Below are 18,367 nucleotides of genomic sequence, written 5' to 3' on the forward strand. Positions count from 1 at the left end.
GGCAATGAAGACGCCCAGCACACTCGTCGCGATCGTTGCGGCAGGCACCATCGCCGTCGCCGTGCTGACCAGCACGGCCAACGGGTCGCCCGCCGACGACCCCGATGACATCCTGCCCGGCATCCTTCCGCTCGACTCGCCGGCCACACCACGTCCGACCGCTACGCCGACGACGACGCCCCAGCCTGGGACTTTCACCGCCGGCCCGTCCCTCGCCCCGGCGTGCACCGGCGTCGCGATCAAGCCGGGCCAGGAGGCCGCCGACATCGTCGACGCCTACCCGAACGGTACGACGTTCTGCTTCACGGCCGGCCTGCACCGGATCACCCGCACCATCCACCCCAAGGCGGACCAGGTGCTGGCCAGCGATCAGGACGCCGTACTGACCGGATCGGTGCCGCTGACGAAGTGGACCGCGTCCGACGGCGCGTGGGTGACCACGGGTGTGCTGCCGGCCGCGTACGGGCGGAGCGGGCAGTGCGAGGACAACGTCGCGGACATCTGCTATCTGCGTGAGCAGGTGTTTGTCGACGGCAAGCATCTGACCCGGGTCGCCGCCCGCGACAAGGTTGCTCCGGGCACCTTCTACGCCGACTACGGCGCGAACGCCGTCTACCTCGGCGACAACCCGGCCGGCAAGTCGGTGGAGATGTCGAAGACGGATGTCGCGATCCGGTCGTCCGCGACCGGCGTCACCGTGCGCGGGCTCACGGTCGAGCACTTCGCCACCCCGCCGCAGGGCGGTGCGGTCGTCCTCGGGCTGAACTGGAAGGTGTCCGCCAACGACATCCGCTGGAACCATGCGGTCGGGGCGATGCTGGTCAACGCGGACGGCGCCGTACTGGAGAAGAACCTGATCCAGTACAACGGCCAGCTCGGCGTCGGGCAGTACAGCACGCTGAACGGAACGATCAGCGGCAACCAGGTGAGCAACAACAACACCGACGGGTTCTGGATCGCGGACTGGGAGTCCGGCGGGATCAAGACCACCTGGTCCAACGGCGGCTCGGTCAGCGGCAACCTGATCAAGGACAACCGCGGCGTCGGCCTGTGGAGCGACGCGTACGACGACGGGCGGACGTTCAGCGACAATCAGATCGTCGACAATGCGGCGGACGGGATCCGGTACGAGATCGGGCGCAACGGCGTGATCGAGAACAACGTGATCACCGGCAACGGTCTCGGCACCGGCCGCGGCTCCGGTACGTCGCTGTGGGACGGCGGCGGCATCAACGTCAACACGTCGTCGAACGTGCAGGTCCGGAACAACGTGGTCGCGAACAACGTGAACGGCATCTCGATCCAGTCCCGCACCCGCGGCTCCGGCCCCTGGGGCAAGAACGTGCTCCGCGACATCGTTGTCTCCAGCAACCAGGTGACCATGAAGGGCGGCACCAGCGCGACCGGCATGGTGCAGAACTCCGGCGCCGTCATCCCGGCCGGCGAGGTCACCTTGAACGGCAACACCTACATCCTCGACAGCCTGACCACCAACCGGTTCCAGAAGACCGGTCAGTGGTACACGGCCCGCCAGTGGCGCTCCACCGGCCAGGACACGAACAGCAGCTTCAGGACCGGCTGAGCAACTCGCCGACCTGCGCGACCAGCAACTCGCGGAACACCGTCGAGTCGCGCAGGTCCGGCGTGAAGATCGAGTCCACCGAGAGGAGGGCGTCGACCACGGCGGCGGGTGTCGAAGCTCCTGCGACGGCGGTCTTCAGACGGTCCGCCTGCGGGTCGTCGAGGGGGTCGGTCCTGCGAACGTAGGTCATCCAGGCGGCTACGGCCAAGGAGATGACCTGAGGTTCCGCACCGGCGGCCAGACGGTCGCGGACTGTGCCGAGCATGCGGACCGGCAGCTTGACCGAGCCGTCCATCGCCACCTGCGTCGTACGGTGCTTGAGGGCCGGATTGGCGAAGCGCTCCAGGACGGTCGCGCCGTACTCCTGAAGGTCCAGCCCGTCGGGTGGCGTCAGGGTCGGTACGACGTCCTCCGTCATCAGCCGGCGTGCCAGCGTGGCGAGCTCGTCGTCGCGCACTGCCTCGGCGATGGTCTCGTAGCCGCGGAGCGCACCCAGGTAGGCGAGCATCGAGTGAGTGGCGTTGAGCATCCGCAGCTTGGCCTGCTCCCACGGCGCGACGTCGTGGGTGAGGACGGCGCCGCCGAGTTCCCACGCCGGGCGGTCGCCGGCGAAGTCGTCCTCGATCACCCACTGCAGGAACGGTTCCGCGACCACGACGGCCTCGTCCCGGACGCCGAGCAGCCGAGCGGCCTCGTCGCGGTCCGCATCGGTCGTCGCCGGAACGATCCGGTCCACCATGCTGGCCGGGAACCGAGTCGCCTCGAAGACGTCCGGCACCTTGCCCAGGGCATCGAAGTACTCCGCCACCAGCTTGCGCAGGAAGGGGCCGTTGGCAACCAGGTTGTCGCAGGACACGATCGTCAGCGGCTCGACCCGGCGGGCGAGACCCGCCGCGAGCTGACCGACCACCGTCCGCGGCGGCCGGCCGGTCAGGTCGGCCTGGATCTCCGGGTCGTTCAGATCAAGCCCGGCGCCGGTGGCACGGTAGCCCTTCTCCGTCACCGTCAGGGTCACCACGGACACCCCCGGATCCGCGATCCGCGCGACGACCGCCTCCGGGTCTTCGGGTGCCGTGAGTACTTCGCGGATGCTCCCGATCACCTGGATGGACGGATCCCCTAGTCCGCGCTCGAGAACGCCGTACAGGCCGTCTTGGGGCGCGAGCTGGTCGCGGACCGTTGCCGAACGCTGGCTCACTCCGGTGATCCCCCACCGCGTGTCACCGCTCGCCACTGCCGCCCGCTCGGTGACGACGGCTTGATGTGCGCGGTGGAACGCGCCAAGCCCGAGGTGTACGACGCCGACCGACAGCTGGCGCGGATCGACGGCGGGGGCGACGGGGAGATGGGTGAGACTCAGCCTGGTCAAGTTGATCTCTTTCGTTCGGACGGTCGTGCTCTTTCATTCGGACGGTCGTGCTCTTTCATTCGGACGGTCGTGAGGGCGTGGTGCGGGACCCGTGGAGTCGCGGACGATCAGCTCGCCGTGCAGCGTGCCGCCGGTGGCAGTGTCGGCCTCCGGGTCGTCGAGGACGGCGAGCAGCAGCTCCACCGCGATCCGGCCGGCCTCCTGCTTCGGCAGCCGGACTGTGGTCAGAGCGGGTCTGGCCATCCGGGACATGGCGATGTCGTCGACGCCGACGACGCTGATGTCGCCGGGCACTGAGATCCCCCGTGCGTGCAGCCTGGCCAGCAGGCCGATCGCGACCAGGTCGTTGTAGGTGACCACCGCGGTGGCGCCGGTCGCGACGGCCTGGTCCGCCGCTGCCATGCCACCCTCGTAGGTCGGCGCGAAACTGCCGACCCGGGCCAGCTCGGCGCCGTGATCGTGGAGAGCGTTGCTGAGGCCGATACTGCGGTGCTGCGTCGACCACGAGGTGACTGGCCCGCCGACCCAGCCGATCCGGCGATGGCCGAGCGCCACCAGATGCGCGACCGCCTGTTGCATTCCCTCTTCGTTGTCGTAGGTGACTCCGGGAACGCCTTCGGCCGTGCGGTTCACCAGTACGACGTTTGTGTCCTGGGCGATCGCGGACAAATCGCTGTCACTCGCCCGGGGCGAGCAGAGGATCAATCCGTCGACTTGCTTGGACAAGGCGCGTACCAGGCCGACCTCTGCACTTGCGTCCTCGTCGGTGTCCGCGACGAAGACCGCCACGTCGTACCGGCGGGCACGAGCCTGGACGCCCTTGGCGACGCCGGCGAAGAACGGGTTGGCGAGATCGGGCACGACCAGGCCGATGTTGCCGGTCCGGCCGGTGATCAGTCCGCGGGCGGCGCGGTTCGGCTGGTAGCCGAGCTGCTCGACGGCGGCCGCGACCCGGGCCCGCGTGGCCGCGTTGACCATCTCCGGCATCGACAGCGCCCGGGAGACGGTGGACGGCGACACGCCCGCCAGTCGCGCGACGTCACGGATCGTCGCGGGCATCGGTCCACCTCCGATCGGTCAGCGCCCTTGAGTCTGCAATCGATTGCAGTCGGATGTCAAGGTCTTGTCCACAGACGACGGCGCCCTGTCGTGATCGCCTTGTGGACAAGGGGTTGTGTGCTCCGCGACCGACTGCAATCCTTTTCAGAACTTGTTGCATCCGACCCTATCCCGGAGGACTCATGCCGAAGGCCCTGCAGCCGCATCCGGACCGTGCCCTGCCCGCCGGCGAGGCGCGTGACGTCGCCCGGCGGATCCACGCGTCCACCAAGGACCTGCCGCTGCTCTGCCTGCACGGGCACGTCGACATCTCGCTGTTCGCGACCGACGCCCCGTTCGGCAACCCGGCCGAGCTGCTGGTGATCCCGGACCACTACGTCACCCGGATGCTGATCTCCCAGGGCATCTCCCCCGAGCGCCTCGGCCTCCCCCGCCGCGACGGCAAGCCCGGTGCCGACCCGCGCGAGATCTGGCGCGAGTTCTGCGCGAACTGGCACCTCTTCCGCGCGACCCCCTCGCGCTACTGGCTCGAGCACGAGTTCGCCGAGGTGCTCGGCGTCACCACGCACCCGTCGGCCGAGACCGCGGACGAGCTGTACGACCAGATCTCGGCCCGGATCGCCGAGCCCGACTTCCGGCCGCGGGCGCTCCTCGATCGGTTCAACATCGAGCTCATCTCAACCACCGACGCGGCGACCGACGACCTGGCACAGCATGCGAAGGTGGCGGCGGATCTGCCCGGCCGGGTGATTCCGACGTTCCGCCCGGACGCCGTCGTACATCTGGATCGGCCGGACTGGGCTGAGCTCGTCCAGCAGCTCGGCGCGCTGGCCGACGTAGACACCTCGACGTACGACGGTTATCTGCAGGCGCTGAGGCAGCGTCGCCAGGCGTTCGTGGAGGCAGGTGCGCGGGCGACCGACCATGGTCATCTGAGTGCGGCGGCGATTCCGCTGACGGATGCGGAGGCTTCGCGGATCTACGCTGACGCGCTGAAGGGGGGCGTGTCGGCGGGGGATGCTGAGCTTTTCGCCGGGCACATGCTGTACCAGTCGGCGGTGATGTCGTCCGAGGACGGGCTGGTGATGCAGTTGCATCCCGGCGTACTGCGGGATCACGACCCCGCGATCCACGCGACGTACGGGCCGGACAAGGGGCACGACATCCCGGTGGCGGCCGAGTTCACCCGCTCGCTGCAGCCGCTGCTCGAGCGGTTCGGGCATGCTGGCGGCTTCCGGCTGGTGTTGTTCACGGTCGACGAGACGGTGTACTCGCGCGAGCTCGCGCCGCTGGCCGGCGTCTACTCCGCGGTCCGGCTCGGCGCGCCGTGGTGGTTCCTCGACAGCCCGGACGGCATGCGCCGCTTCCGCGAACTCGTCACCGAAACCGCCGGCTTCTACAACACCTCCGGCTTCGTCGACGACACCCGCGCCTACCTCTCCATCCCCGCCCGCCACGACCTCGCCCGCCGAATCGACGCCGGCTACCTGGCCAACCTCGTAGTCCAGCACCGCCTGGACGAAGACGACGCCTTCGAAGTAGCCCAAGCCCTAGCCCACACCCAAGCCCGCAACACCTACCTCACCTGACCCCGCCCCCTGCAGCAACACAACCCGACCCAGCTCCCGCGGCGGTGTCGGGCTGCTGGCTGGACTCGATAGCGGGTTATGTGATGGTTGGCGGCTTACTTGCCGCTATCGGTGAAACAACCCGCTATCGAGCCGGCGAATCCGCCGGTTGCCCGGGATGTGGCCGGATTCGTCCGGATGCCGGGATCGGCCGGGCCTGGCACAAGAAGCCGGGACCCGACACAGGTTATTTCCTGTGTCCGCCCACCAGTACTTGTGTCAGCCCACCAGCACCTGTCCCAACCCCAGGCGACCCCACCCCAACCCCGCCAGCACACCAACCACCCGGAGCTAAAACCATCCACCCCGGCCCCGGGCTACAGCTCCCCGCGGGCTTCGCATAGCTGCGTCCTTCCTGGTCGGGGTGGTGGGAGTCAAGGGTCGAAGATCGCGCAGCGACGCCGACGAAGGAGGCGCCCTTGACGCCCGCCACCCCGACCAGCACCATCACGCAGCGGAGCCCGCGGCAAATCACCTCCGTCCAAACGCGAGACAAACCCGCACCACAACAACAAACAGCACCACGCACCAGTCACCCTCAGAGGCCGATAGGCTCCTCCGGATCTGTTTCGGAGAAGGGCTGTGGATGAGGCGTCATGCTGTCGCGGCAGGTGGTTCCGCGCTGCTGTTGTTGCTGGCCGGGTGCAGTGGAAACTCAGGCGCACCGTCGCCGGCAGCGCCGACTGTGACAGTGCCGACCGCTCCCCCGGCCGCCGCCGCGGCAAGCCTCGGCCCGACCGGACCCAGTACGGCGAAGCCCTGCCACGGCGTCGCAATCCCGTTAGGAGCCGACCCGCAAAAGCTGATCGACGCACACCCGGCCGGAACCACGTTCTGCTTCGCCAAAGGAACACACCGGATCAGCAAACCGATCCACCCGCGCGACGGCGACACGTTGGGTGGTGGCGAGGGCGTCGTACTCACGGGATCCGTACAGCTGACCGGATGGCAACACGACGGCGACCACTGGGTGGTGCGTGGGGTGCTGCCAACGTCGTACGAGCTGAAGTCGCAGTGGAAGTGTGAGGACGACAACACCAAGCCATGCCGCCTAGGTGAGCAAGTGTTTGTCGATGGCAAGCATCTGAACCGGGTGATGAGCCGAGACCAACTCAAGCCGGGCACGTTCTTCGGTGACTACCAGGCCAACGCCGTGTACGTCGCCGACGACCCAACTCACAGCAGCGTCGAGATGTCCAAGACGACCACCGCGATCGACAAGACTGCCAACAACGTCACCGTCACAGGCCTCACCATCGAGCACTTCGCCAGCAAGCCGCAGGCCGGCGCGGTCCAAGTCGGCCCCGGATGGAAAGTGACAGCGAACGAGGTCCGCTGGAACCACGCGGTCGGCATCATGGTGATCCAGGGCGACAGAGCCGAGCTCAGCCGGAACACGGTCGCCGACAACGGACAACTGGGCATCGGGCAGTACCGCTCGGAAGGCGTCCGCATCACCCAGAACCTGGTCACCCGGAACAACACCGACGGGTTCTGGATCGCCGACTGGGAGGCCGGCGGGATCAAGTCGACCCGGTCCTCGGGTGAGGTGTCTGGCAACGACATCGTGGCGAACCGCGGGGTCGGGATGTGGAGCGACATCGCCGAGCACGGGCGTCGGATTGCCGGCAATCGGATCCGGGACAACGCGGCGGACGGGATCCGGTACGAGATCAGCTACCAGGCGGTGATCGAGCAGAACGTTGTCGAGAGCAACGGGTTCGGCACCGGCCGGAACTCGGGCGGGAGCCTGTGGGACGGCGGCGGCATCAACGTGAACACGTCGTCCCAGGTGGAGGTCCGGGGCAATCTGGTGAAGGACAACCGCAACGGCATCTCGATCCAGTCCCGCACTCGCGGCCAGGGTCCGCGTGGTCTCTACGTGCTGGCCGACGTCGTGGTCGAGGGCAACCTGGTCGTGATGGACGACTCGACCGCGAGTACGGGCGTCGTCGAGAACGAGCGATCACCCACACGCGACGGCGCCGTCATCTTCCGCCGGAACAGCTACCAGCTCGGCGAAGGCGGCAACGCCGAGGACAGGTTCGCCTTCAAAGGCAAGACCCTCAGCTGGAACCAGTGGCAACAGGCCGGCTTCGACCAGGACTCGATCAAGAGCTGAGGGCTTTGGCCCTATGTCGTATTCGGTCGGCATCACAGACCGCGGCCGCGACCAGTAGATGCAGCGTCATCGAACTGAGGTCGGACAGACCGCTCTCGTTCAGCGACGCCGCCGTGACGTACCCGAGGAGCAGCGCACCACACGCTCGCACGTACGGCGTCGGCGCGCGCAGCACCGCGATCCACGCGACGATCAGCGCGATGGCGACGATCGTGACAGCGGCCAGCCCGGTCTCCCAGTAGAGGCCGAGCCAGCTGTTGTCGATCGCCATCACGTCGATGTCGCCCTCACCGCGCCGCAGCAACACCCGTTTGTTGCCGAGGCCGTGGCCGATGATCGCCGTCTGCAGCGACACCTTCTCGTCGATCACCGCGTGCCAACTGGTGGTCCGGCCGCTCAGTGAGCTGATCTGCTGAGTCCCTTGGCCGCGCAACAGCCACGTATGCAGCGAGCCGATCGTCAGGAAGGCGAGGCCTATCAAGGCCGGTACAGCAAGACTGAAGAACCGTCCGAACCAGGTCTTCCGGGTCAGGATCAGCGCGAGCACCAACCCGAAGGCGATCGCGGCCGCCGACGTCCGGGTCCGGCTGGCCGCGATCAGTACGACGCCCAGCCCGACCAGCCCGGCGGCCGGCAGCAGTGCCAGCTTCCTGCAGAGGAACCCAATCAGCGCCAGCCCGAGCAGGATCGCCCCGACCTCACCCACGCGCGGCGGCAGCATCGGGATGATGACACCCTGAAGCCGGTACCCGGCGCCGAGCGAGCGGAGCGGGCGCCAGGCCTGACTCGGCGCATACGCCAGGCTCGCGACGACTGTTGACGCAAGCAACAGATGAGCCCAGAGGTGCGCCCGGATCAGCCGCTCCGGAACCTGCACCAGCGGTCGCCAGAGCAGGAAGATCAGCAACAACCCGATCAGGAACCGGGCCAGCCGCATCAACGGCCCAAGCGGCTCGGCGAGCAGGAACGCGGTCGCGGTCGCGAACATCACGTACAGCAGGTACAGCGTGCTCGCCGGCGTGGCCCGGGTCCGGAAGCCCGGCTTGGTCGCAGCCATCGCGACCAGGAAGATCGCCCCCAGCAGCAGGCCCTTCGCCAGGCTGTTCGTCGACCCGGTGCTCCCCTGCGGCGCGGCGACCCGCGACGACCAAGGCTGGACGCCGAGCACGAACAGGCACCACAACATCAGCCAGAACCAGGCAGGCTTCTCGCTCTCCTGCTCAACGGTCCCGGGCACCGGCGGCGCCAAAGCGGTCATGGCGTCAGCGGATCGGTGGTGCGGCCGACTCGGCGGCCTTGAAGTTCAGCGGGATGCCCAGCGTCTCGTCCTGCGGCGAGGCCCCGATCAGTACGACGCCCACCACCGGCGCACCGGCGTACTGCAGCGCGGCCGTGAGCCGGGCGACGTCCATCTCCTTGTCATGGCCAACCTGCACCACGAGCACCGAAGCATCCACGGCGGCCGCCAGCGGCGTGATCCCCATCCGCCCGACCGCACCCGGGCCATGGATGACCACGGAGTACCCAGGCGGCAGGTCCGCCACGATCCCGGGCACCAGCGACGGCCCGACCGCGGTCGCCGTCTCCTCGTGGTTCAGCCCCGGCGGCAGCACGTACAGGTCCGCGACGGTCCCCGGACGGAACAGCTTGCGGGCCCGGATCGCCCGGGTCGCGGCAGGCTCGTTCACGAGGTCGGTCAGGCCCTCGTGACCCGTCACGTGCGGCAGGACCGGCGTACCTTCCACATCGGCAAGGATCAGCAGGGTCTCGCGGCCGTCGCGGGCGTTCGCCTCAGCCATCGCCAGCGCGATACCGGCCGAGTTCGGCGTCGGTGAGGCGGATACGACGAGCAGCGTGCCCGGAGCGCCCGAGCCGAAGGCCCGCGGGTTGAGCTCCCGCCGCGCCAGCGCACCGCTCGCCTCGGTCCCGAGCGAGGTGATCTCGTACTGCGGCAACTCCGGCGCCGTCCGGTGCCAGAACCGGCGGCGGTTCCCCTCCGAGGCGGTGATGACCGGCGAGCTCGCCGCCCGCGCCGCCTGATCGCGAGTCAGGATGTACGGCGTCAAGTGCGACCGAAGCAGGGCCAGACCGAACCCGAGCACCAGGCCGAGGATTCCGCCGACAAGGATGTCGCGGGCAACCATCGGCGACGAGCTGGCGGTGTCGGTGGTGGCCGGGGTGACCAGCTCGCTTCCGGCACCGACGGCGGTCAGGGCCTTGCGCATCGCGGCGGCATCGTCGGCCGCCTGCCGCGCCTCGGTCGCCAGGCCGACCCGCTGGTCGCGCAGCGCGGCCGCGGTCTGCGAGTCGCCGCGATCGACCGCCTCGTTGATCTGGCTGATCAGGCTGCGCGACTGCTGAGTGGCGGTCTTCGACCGGTCCTGCGCCTGGCCCGCGAGCGTGGTGAGCAGGCCTTTGGCCTCGTCGTTGCGCTGGTCCAAGTAGATGGTCGCGATCGCGTTCGCCCGTCGTACGGCCTCTGAAGCGGTCGGGCCGTCGGTGGTGACGAGGTACGCGTTGTCGGTGACCGCCTTGACCCGGGTCACCGCGGCGAGCTTCTGCACGGTGTCGTCGTTGGTCGGCATGCCGAGCGACTTGGCGACCTCGCGCAGCAGCGTCGGGCTGGCCATCACCCGGGCCTGGGTCTCGGCCGGCAGGTCCATGCCGAGCGGGCCGGTCTTGTCCGAGCTGGTGTCGAGCTTGCCGACCAGGGCCGGCGGCACGGCCGGGCCGATGACGAGCTGGCTGGATGCGGTCCACCGTTCGGTCTGGACGAGGGCGTAGACGGCGGCGCCGAAGAGGCCGAGCAAGATGCAGCCGATGATCAGCCACTTCTGCCGTAGCAGTGACTGCGCGGTCTCCCGCCAGACCACGGTCCCCGGTTCCATGCCACTCCTCTGCTCACCCGCCGGCGACTCGTTCCTCCGGCCAGCGACTCAGGATATAGGCATCCGCGGCGGACACCACCCTCAGTGTCCACAGGTGTACGGATTGCACAACGGATTGGGAACGGAACTGGCGAGCCGTGCTCCCGCTGTGGCCTAATCTCCTCTTCGGGGGAGCTTCGTCTCTTAACGCACCTAGTCCGGCGCACCGCGCCACCTGAGGGGACTACCGCACGATGAAGAAGAAGTGGCTGCTCACCGGAGTCGTGGGCGCCCTCATCGCAGGATCACTCGTTTTCACCCTCGCGCCGTCGGCGCAGAGCAACGAGGCCTCGCTGTCGGCACTGAACAGCCCGACCTGGCAGACCAATGCGAGCGTCCAGGGCATCGCCGTCGCGGCCGGCAAGGCGTACGTCGGCGGCCGGTTCACCAGCGTCCGCCCGCCGGGCGCCGCAGCCGGCACCAACGAGACCGCGCAGGCCTACCTCGCCGCGTTCGACGCGAAAACCGGTGACCTGGTCACCTCGTTCAAGCCGGTCCTCAACGGCCAGGTGTACGCCGTAGCCGCCTCCGAGGACGGCAAGCGGATCTTCATCGGCGGTGACTTCACCACGGTCGACGGCGTGACCCGCAACCGGATCGCCGCCTTCGACACCGCCACCGGCGCGCTCGTCAGCACCTGGAAGCCCTCGGTCTCGTACCGGGTCAAGTCCATCGCGGTGTACGGCGACACCGTCTACTTCGGCGGCTCGTTCGGCCTGGTCAACAACGTCGACCGGCCGAGGCTGGCGGCCGTCAAGGCGGACACCGGCGCACTGCTGTCCTGGGCTCCTGCCACCGATGGCGACGTGTATGCAGTGAACGTCGCGGACGACGGCTCGAAGGTGTACGCCGGCGGACAGTTCAGTACGGTCAACGGCACCGCGCAGAACACCGCCACCAGCCTCGACCCGACCACTGGCGCGGTGCTCCCGTTCCCCGGCGCGTCCGCCGTACCGGCGCCGACGGCGACCTGCACCACCCGGGTCAAGACGATCGAGACCAGCGGCGACACCGTGTACTTCGGCAACGGCGGTGACGGCACCGGCTGCTTCGACGGCACCTGGGCGGTCGACGTCAAGACCAACGAACTGAAGTGGAAGAACCAGTGCCTGGGGGCTACCGAGGCGCTCAAGGTCGTCAACGGCTGGCTCTACAAGGGCTCGCACGCCCACGACTGCGCCAACAACGGCGCGGGCGGTTTCCCGCAGGGCTTCGACTACCGCTACCTGCTGGTCGAGAACATTGCCGACGGCAAGCTCGGCCCGTGGTTCCCGAACACCAACGCCGGACCGCCCACCTCGGTCGGCCCGCTCGCGTTCGCGACCAGCGGCGACGACCTCTGGGTCGGCGGCGACTTCACCCAGACGAACGGCGTCGGCCAGCAGGGCCTGACCCGGTTCACCAACGCGACCCCGGGCGCCGCCCCGGCCAAGCCGGCCAAGCTGACGCCGTACAGCGTCGAGCCGGGTGTCGTGCAGATCAACTTCCCGACGGTGGTCGACAACGACGACAGCACGCTGACCTACCGGCTGCTGAAGGGCTTCAGCAACACCACGATCGCGACCTGGACAGTCAAGTCGACGCCGTGGGACAAGCCCTGGATCCATTACACCGACACCGACGTGACACCGGGTGAGTCGACCAACTACCGGGTCGAGGTGACCGACGGCAACACGACGGTCCGCGGCAACTACTCCGACGCGATCACCGTCGCCAGTACCAAGTCGACGGCGTACGACAAGATCGTCAACTCCGACGGCCCGCAGGCCTACTGGCGACTCGGCGAGGCGGCCGGTACGACGACGTCCGTCGACAGCTCGGGCCAGAGCAACAACGGCGCCTTCACCGGGGTGACGCTGGGCAGCGCCGGTGCGATCACCGGCAACACCTCGATGACGATCAGCACGACCACCGGCCGGATGGCGGGCGAGAAGGGTTACAGCTTCCCGCAGCAGTTCACCGTCGAGGCGTGGGTCAAGCAGAGCGGCACCGGTCGCGGCGGCCGGATCATCGGGTTCGGCAACAACAAGACCGGGAGCAGCACCAACGGTGGCGACCGGCAGCTGTTCATGCGCAGCACCGGCGCGATCGTGTTCGGCATCAACGACGGCAGCCAGCGCACTCTCACCAGCGCGACCGGCAAGAACGACGGCAAGTGGCACCACGTCGTCGGCACCTACGACAACGGCGCGATGAAGCTGTACGTCGACGGTGCGCTGTCCGGGAGCGCGAGCATCGGCCAGGCCTCGCTGTACTACGGCTGGTGGAAGGTCGGGTACGACAACAACAGCGGCTGGTCCGGCGGCGCGGCGACCCAGACCGGGATGGGCATCGACGAGGCGGCGGTCTACCCGTACGCACTCAGCGCGGCCCGGATCCAGGCCCACTACGCGGCCAGGTCCTGACATAGTTCCTGACCGCGCAGGGTTAGCTTTCTACAGCACAAAGTCATAACGCGGGTGGGGGTCGTCTACCGGGCGACCCCCACCCGCGCTACATTTCGGGGCTGGTGCGTGTAAGGCGACGTATCCACCACTCTGCCGCCCAAAGTCCGAAGGACCTTGATGAAGAAGCTAGTTCTGGCCATCGTCACCGGCGCGGCTGTGGTCGCCGCGGCGCTGATCCCGTCCGGGCCGCCGTCGGAGGCGGCCAGCCCCGGGTTCGCGTCCGCCGTGTCGTCGGTCCGGCAGACGTCGTGGCAGACCAACAACAGCGTGAACGCCCTGGCGATCGCGGGCGACACCGTCTACGCCGGGGGCCTGTTCACCAGGATCCGGCAGCCCGGCAAGCCGGCCGGTCAAGGAGAGTCGGTCCGCACCTACATCGCCGCGTTCAACCGCAAGACCGGTGCACCGACGTCGTTCGCGCCGAAGCTGAACGGCCCGGTCTACAGCATCGCCACCAGCCCGGACGGCAAGTGGGTGGTGATCGGCGGTGACTTCACCACCGTCAACGGCCTGAGCCGGCACAAGCTCGCGATGTTCAACGTGGCGACCGGCAAGATCGTGATCGGCTGGGACCCGAAGTTCAGCGCCCGGGTCAAGGCACTGGCCATCTACGGCAACAGTGTGTACGTCGGCGGCGCCTTCGGCCGGGTCGACGGCACAACCCGCAACCGGCTCGCCGCGGTGAGCGTGAGCCAGGGTGTCCTGCAGGCGTGGAACCCGAACGCGGACGACGACGTGTACGCGGTCGACGTGTCCGACAACGGCCAGCGGGTGTTCGTCGGCGGGCCGTTCGAGAAGATCAACGGCAAGGACCACTACTCGCTCGCGATGGTGAACACCACGACCGGTGCGGCGTACTCGATGCCGGCCGCGGCGGCGATCCCGGAGCCGAGCCCGACCTGCACCACCCGGGTCAAGGACATCGACACGCTCGGGAACAAGGTGTTCGTCTCCAACGGCGGCGACGGCTACGGCTGCTACGACGGCGTCCTGGCCGCCGATGCGACGACCGGCAAGCTGCTGTGGCAGAACAACTGCCTGGGCGCGACCGAGGCGATCAAGGCGATCGGCAACTGGGTCTACAAGGGCTCGCACGCACACGACTGCAGCGACAGCGGCGCCTTCGGCGACGACACCGGCACGCACTACCTGCTGGTCGAGAACGCGGCCAACGGCAACCTCGGGCCGTGGTTCCCGAACACCGACGCCAACCCGAACAGCACCACCCAGGTCGGTCCGCTGGCGATGGCCGGCACCAGCACCGACCTGTGGGTCGGCGGTGACTTCCTGCACGTCAACGGCAAGGTCCAGCAGGGCCTGACCCGCTTCACCAACGCCCCGGGCGGCGCGGCACCGGCCGCACCGAAGGCTCCGAAGGTGACAAGTACGGCGCTCAACAAGGCGACGGTCAAGTTCACCGACACGTACGACCTGGACAACCTGACCCTGACCTACAACGTCTTCCGGGGATCGACGAACATCGGGTCCTACAAGTACACGTCGTACTACTGGGAGCCGCGCAAGACGTACACCGTGACCGACACAGGTGTGAAGAGCGGCCAGACGGTCAGCTACCACATCGAGGTCAACGACGGCCGCAGCATCGTCAAGGGCCCGGCGGTGAGCGTTAAGGTGAGGTAACTGCAGTCTGGGGCGCCGGAGGGGTCCGGCGGCTGTAAGGGGGGAACATGCGAAGAGTTGTTGCAGTCATCGCGGCTGCCGGTGCGGCGCTGAGCGTCGTACCGGCAACGCCTGCGACCAGCACTGGGGCGTCGCTGACCGCGGTCGCCAACCCGGTCTGGCAGACCGATGCGAGCGTGCTCGGGCTGGCCGTTGCCAAGGGCAAGGCGTACGTCGGTGGCAGGTTCACGCGGGTCCGTCCACCCGGTGCGGCGGCCGGCACGAATCAGACGGTCCGGACCAATCTGGCCCGGTTCAACCAGAGCACGGGCGCGCTCGACACCACGTTCAACCACACGCTGAACGGTGTCGTCTGGTCGATCGTTGCCTCGGCGGACGGCTCCCGGGTGTACATCGGGGGTGACTTCACCCGCGTCGACGGGCAGGTTCGCAACCGGATCGCCGCGTTCGACACGGCGACCGGTGCACTGGTCGCCAACATCAAGCCGAGCGTGTCGTACCGGGTCAAGGCCCTCGCGATCGGCGGCAGCAACCTGTACTTCGGCGGCTCGTTCGGGCTCGTCAACGGCGTCACCCGGAACCGGGCGGCCGCGATCAGCACGACCGACGGCAGCCTGCGGGCCTGGAACCCGAACGCCGACGCGGATGTGTACGCGATCGACGCGGCCGACGACAACTCGAAGGTCTACCTCGGCGGAACCTTCGCCAAGATCGGCGGAGTCAGCCGCTGGGCCGTTGCCAGCGTCAACAACTCGACCGGCGCGTTGCTGCCGTTCAGCGCGGCGTCCGCCATACCGACGCCGGCCAGCGGCTGCACCTCGCGGGTCAAGGACATCGAGACCGCCGGGACGCGGGTGTACTTCTCCAACGCCGGGGACGGCCGCGGGTGCTTCGACGGGACCTGGGCGGCGGACGTTGCCACCGGCAACCTGGTGTGGAAGAACACCTGCCTGGGCGCGACCGAGGCGATCACCTACGTGAACGGCTGGCTGTTCAAGGGCTCGCATGCACACAGCTGCCCGGGCGCGTTCCCGGACGGTACCGGCGGGCACTTCCTGCTGCTGCAGAACCCGGCCAACGGGTCCCTCGGTCCGTGGTTCCCGAACACCAACGCGGGACCGCCCACCGAAGTCGGGCCGCTCGTGTCGGCGACCGGTGGCACCGACCTGTGGGTCGGCGGCGACTTCACCACGGTCAACGGCGTCGGTCAGCAGGGCCTGGCCCGGTTCACCAACCTCGGCTCGGGCGCCGCACCACTCGGCCCGGCGCTGCCGACCTTGGCCAGTACGACGGCACGCCAGGTGAAGGCGACCGTGCAGACGTCACTCGACAAGGACGACATCAAGCTGACCTACCGCCTGCTCCGCGGCTCGACCAACACGGTCGTCGCCACCACCACGGCGAACTCCACCTTCTGGAGCCGCCCGAACGTCACCCTCACCGACACCAACGCCCCGTCCGGTACGACGCAGTCGTACCGCATCGAGGTGTACGACGGCCACAACACCGTCCGCGGCGGCTACTCCAGCGTCACTGTTCGCTGACCGTACGGCGATGGGCCGCGATGGCTCGGGTCGCCTCGTTCCACCACAGCAGCAAGGTGCAGAACGAGGCGCCGGCCAGGCCCCACGCGGCGCCACGAGGGCCCCAGAGGGCGGCGCCGCCGATGCCGCAGGTGATCAGGATGACCGACGAGATCAGGCGGGTCCGGAGGCCCCGGGTAGCGGCGGTGAGGGCTCTCATGATGGCGAAGGCGCCGGCGTTGGAGGCGCCGAAGGCCTGCAGCAGGATGACCGGGATCAGGACGCTGTGCGCCGGCGTCCAGACGCCCGGGCCGAGCAGCTCGCGACCGACGACTGACGGCAGCAGCAGGAAGACCGCTCCCCAAGCCAGCGCGCCCGCGCCGACCCCGAACGAGATCGCCAGGCCGACGAGCCACAGCCGCCGGTAGGAGTGCTTCAAGGCCCGGGCTGCCTCCGGGACCGAGATCATCCGGATGCCCTGGTTGAGCACGTTCACCGGGCCGAGCAGGACCTGCGCGCCCCGGATGCCGGCGGTCGCCGCGAGACCGGCGGCGGCCGTGATGCCGAGCATGTAGACCTGGATCGTGCCGGAGACCGCGAGCATCTCCCCCACGTACTTCGGACTGAGATCCCGATGGGTCTTCAACCATTCGCGAATCAGCTGCCGACGCGGCGAGACGCCCGCCTGGAATCGCCCGCCCATGGCCGCGATGACCGCGCCAAGCCCCCACCCAAAGGTCAGCGTGACCGCGGACGCCGAGCCGGTGAGATACAACCCGCCGAAGATCGCGAGCATTGCCAGCAACCAGATCAAGTCGTTCACAAAGGCTCGACGCCCTTCACCGACGACGAAGAACGCCCACCGCCACGCGTCCTGCAGCAACAGACCCGGCATCGTCACCGCGAACGCGATCAGCACGCCCCTCGATGGCACGCCCGGGAACGCCGCGATCACCAGGCCGACGATGAGACCGACGAACCCGGCCAGCAGCGCGGTCGCCGTACTGGCTCGGACGGCTCGCTCCCAGGCGGCTGAGCGTGGACCGGAGTGGCGTACGGCGAGCGGCTCGGTGGCTACGGCTCGGGAGATGTTGAGCGCGATCGTGTAGCCGCCGAACGCGAGGGCGTACACACCGAAGTCGGCAACCGTGCTGGAGCGTGCGACGACCACGCCGACGGCGAGGTTGCTAAGGCTGGACAGCGCCTGATCGGCCAGCCCCCAGCCCGCCCGGCCGGCCGGTCCGGCCAATCGCCGGAGCTTCGGCCGCCGGGGGAACTTCACGACAGCACTCTAGATTGGCCTAGGTGGATTGCGGAGGATGCCGATAACGAAGCGCGGGATACCGAGCAGGTAGCGGCGCCAGAGGCGGCGGGGCTCCTTGTAGAGGCGGTAGCTCCACTCGAGGCCGGCGCGCTGCATCCACAGCGGTGCCCGCTCCAGCCGGCCGGTGTGGAAGTCGAATGCGGCGCCGACACCGATCAGGATCGCGGCGTCCAGCCGGTCCCGGTGCTCGTCCATCCAGCGCTCCTGCTTCGGCGCACCGAGGCCGACCCAGATGATGTCCGCCTTGGAGGAGTTCATGTCGGCCACCACCGCGGCGTCCTCGGCCTCGGTCATCGGCCGGTACGGCGGGCAGTGCGCGCCGACGACCTTCAACGCGGGATGGCGGTCCTGGAAGGTGTCGCGCAGCTCCTCGGCGACCCCCTCGGCGCCGCCGTAGAAGTACTGCGTCCAGCCGCGGTCGGCGGCCTCGGCCATCACCCGCTCGAGCAGATCCGGACCGGCGACCCGCGCCATCCGGTCGAACCCGGCCTTGTGACCAGCCCACACCAACGGCATCCCGTCCGGCACGGTCAGCCCGGACGTGTTGTAGACCTCGGTCAGCCGCTCGTCCGCCCGGGCGTGCAGCAGCGCGTTCATGTCGGTCACACAGACCAGACGCCGCTCGCCGCGGTCGATCCAGCGCGCGAACGTCTCGACCGTGTCGTCCAGATTGGTCACGCTGACGTGGATGCCCAGTACGTCGACCCGGTCAGAGGTGCTGGTGGCCAGCTGCATGTTGGTCATC

Annotated in this window: 12 protein-coding genes; 6 read left to right on the forward strand and 6 right to left on the reverse strand. The window is 68.6% G+C overall.

Features of this window, described 5'->3' with window-relative positions; all coding sequences use genetic code 11:
* Positions 1 to 4 precede the first annotated feature (4 nt).
* Positions 5 to 1,582, forward strand: coding sequence for a right-handed parallel beta-helix repeat-containing protein (locus EV646_RS05150; protein ID WP_132144336.1), 1,578 nt, complete (start codon positions 5 to 7; stop codon positions 1,580 to 1,582).
* On the opposite strand, the gene EV646_RS05155 is transcribed toward EV646_RS05150, so the two are convergent.
* Entirely contained in the window at positions 1,569 to 2,951 is a 1,383-nt protein-coding gene (locus EV646_RS05155; RefSeq protein ID WP_132144338.1) for a mannitol dehydrogenase family protein, read from the reverse strand. The genes EV646_RS05150 and EV646_RS05155 overlap by 14 nt on opposite strands.
* Before the next feature lie 33 nt (positions 2,952 to 2,984).
* Positions 2,985 to 4,010 carry a LacI family DNA-binding transcriptional regulator gene (locus EV646_RS05160; protein WP_132144340.1) on the reverse strand — a complete coding sequence of 342 codons (1,026 nt, stop codon included), beginning with the start codon at positions 4,008 to 4,010 and terminating at the stop codon, positions 2,985 to 2,987.
* Between the two features lie 182 nt (positions 4,011 to 4,192).
* Between EV646_RS05160 and uxaC the strand changes: the two genes are divergently transcribed.
* Both uxaC and EV646_RS05170 read left to right on the forward strand, forming a co-directional pair.
* Positions 4,193 to 5,599 (forward strand): glucuronate isomerase, encoded by a 1,407-nt coding sequence (uxaC, locus tag EV646_RS05165; protein WP_132144342.1) that lies wholly within the window; start codon positions 4,193 to 4,195, stop codon positions 5,597 to 5,599.
* 625 nt (positions 5,600 to 6,224) lie between these two features.
* Positions 6,225 to 7,760, forward strand: a complete 1,536-nt coding sequence (locus EV646_RS05170) for a right-handed parallel beta-helix repeat-containing protein (RefSeq protein ID WP_132144344.1) — start codon at positions 6,225 to 6,227, stop codon at positions 7,758 to 7,760.
* Here the strand turns inward: EV646_RS05170 and EV646_RS05175 are convergent.
* The gene (locus EV646_RS05175) at positions 7,750 to 9,018 is read right to left on the reverse strand and encodes an O-antigen ligase family protein (RefSeq protein ID WP_132144346.1); all 1,269 of its coding nucleotides are present in this window, start codon (positions 9,016 to 9,018) and stop codon (positions 7,750 to 7,752) included. The two genes, EV646_RS05170 and EV646_RS05175, sit on opposite strands and share 11 nt — an antisense overlap.
* Before the next feature lie 4 nt (positions 9,019 to 9,022).
* Positions 9,023 to 10,648, reverse strand: a complete 1,626-nt coding sequence (locus EV646_RS05180; protein ID WP_132144348.1) for a Wzz/FepE/Etk N-terminal domain-containing protein — start codon at positions 10,646 to 10,648, stop codon at positions 9,023 to 9,025.
* Positions 10,649 to 10,881: 233 nt separating this feature from the next.
* On the opposite strand from EV646_RS05180, the gene EV646_RS05185 reads away from it, so the two are divergent.
* From EV646_RS05185 to EV646_RS05195, 3 genes are all read left to right on the forward strand, one after another.
* Positions 10,882 to 13,092, forward strand: a complete 2,211-nt coding sequence (locus EV646_RS05185; protein WP_132144350.1) for a LamG-like jellyroll fold domain-containing protein — start codon at positions 10,882 to 10,884, stop codon at positions 13,090 to 13,092.
* Positions 13,093 to 13,251: 159 nt separating this feature from the next.
* A complete protein-coding gene (locus EV646_RS05190) occupies positions 13,252 to 14,775 on the forward strand; it encodes a WD40 repeat domain-containing protein (protein ID WP_132144352.1) in 1,524 nt (507 codons plus the stop codon).
* 47 nt (positions 14,776 to 14,822) lie between these two features.
* Complete coding sequence (locus tag EV646_RS05195; protein WP_132144354.1) at positions 14,823 to 16,319, forward strand: fibronectin type III domain-containing protein; 1,497 nt, start codon at positions 14,823 to 14,825, stop codon at positions 16,317 to 16,319.
* On the opposite strand, the gene EV646_RS05200 is transcribed toward EV646_RS05195, so the two are convergent.
* Both EV646_RS05200 and EV646_RS05205 read right to left on the reverse strand, forming a co-directional pair.
* A complete protein-coding gene (locus tag EV646_RS05200) occupies positions 16,306 to 17,580 on the reverse strand; it encodes an MATE family efflux transporter (protein ID WP_132144356.1) in 1,275 nt (424 codons plus the stop codon). The two genes, EV646_RS05195 and EV646_RS05200, sit on opposite strands and share 14 nt — an antisense overlap.
* A 9-nt stretch (positions 17,581 to 17,589) precedes the next feature.
* Positions 17,590 to 18,366: a WecB/TagA/CpsF family glycosyltransferase gene (locus EV646_RS05205; protein WP_132144358.1), complete on the reverse strand. Its 777-nt coding sequence runs from the start codon at positions 18,364 to 18,366 to the stop codon at positions 17,590 to 17,592.
* Position 18,367 lies beyond the last annotated feature (1 nt).

The sequence above is a fragment of the Kribbella antiqua genome (genome assembly GCF_004345665.1).
Classification (GTDB): Bacteria; Actinomycetota; Actinomycetes; order Propionibacteriales; family Kribbellaceae; genus Kribbella; species Kribbella antiqua.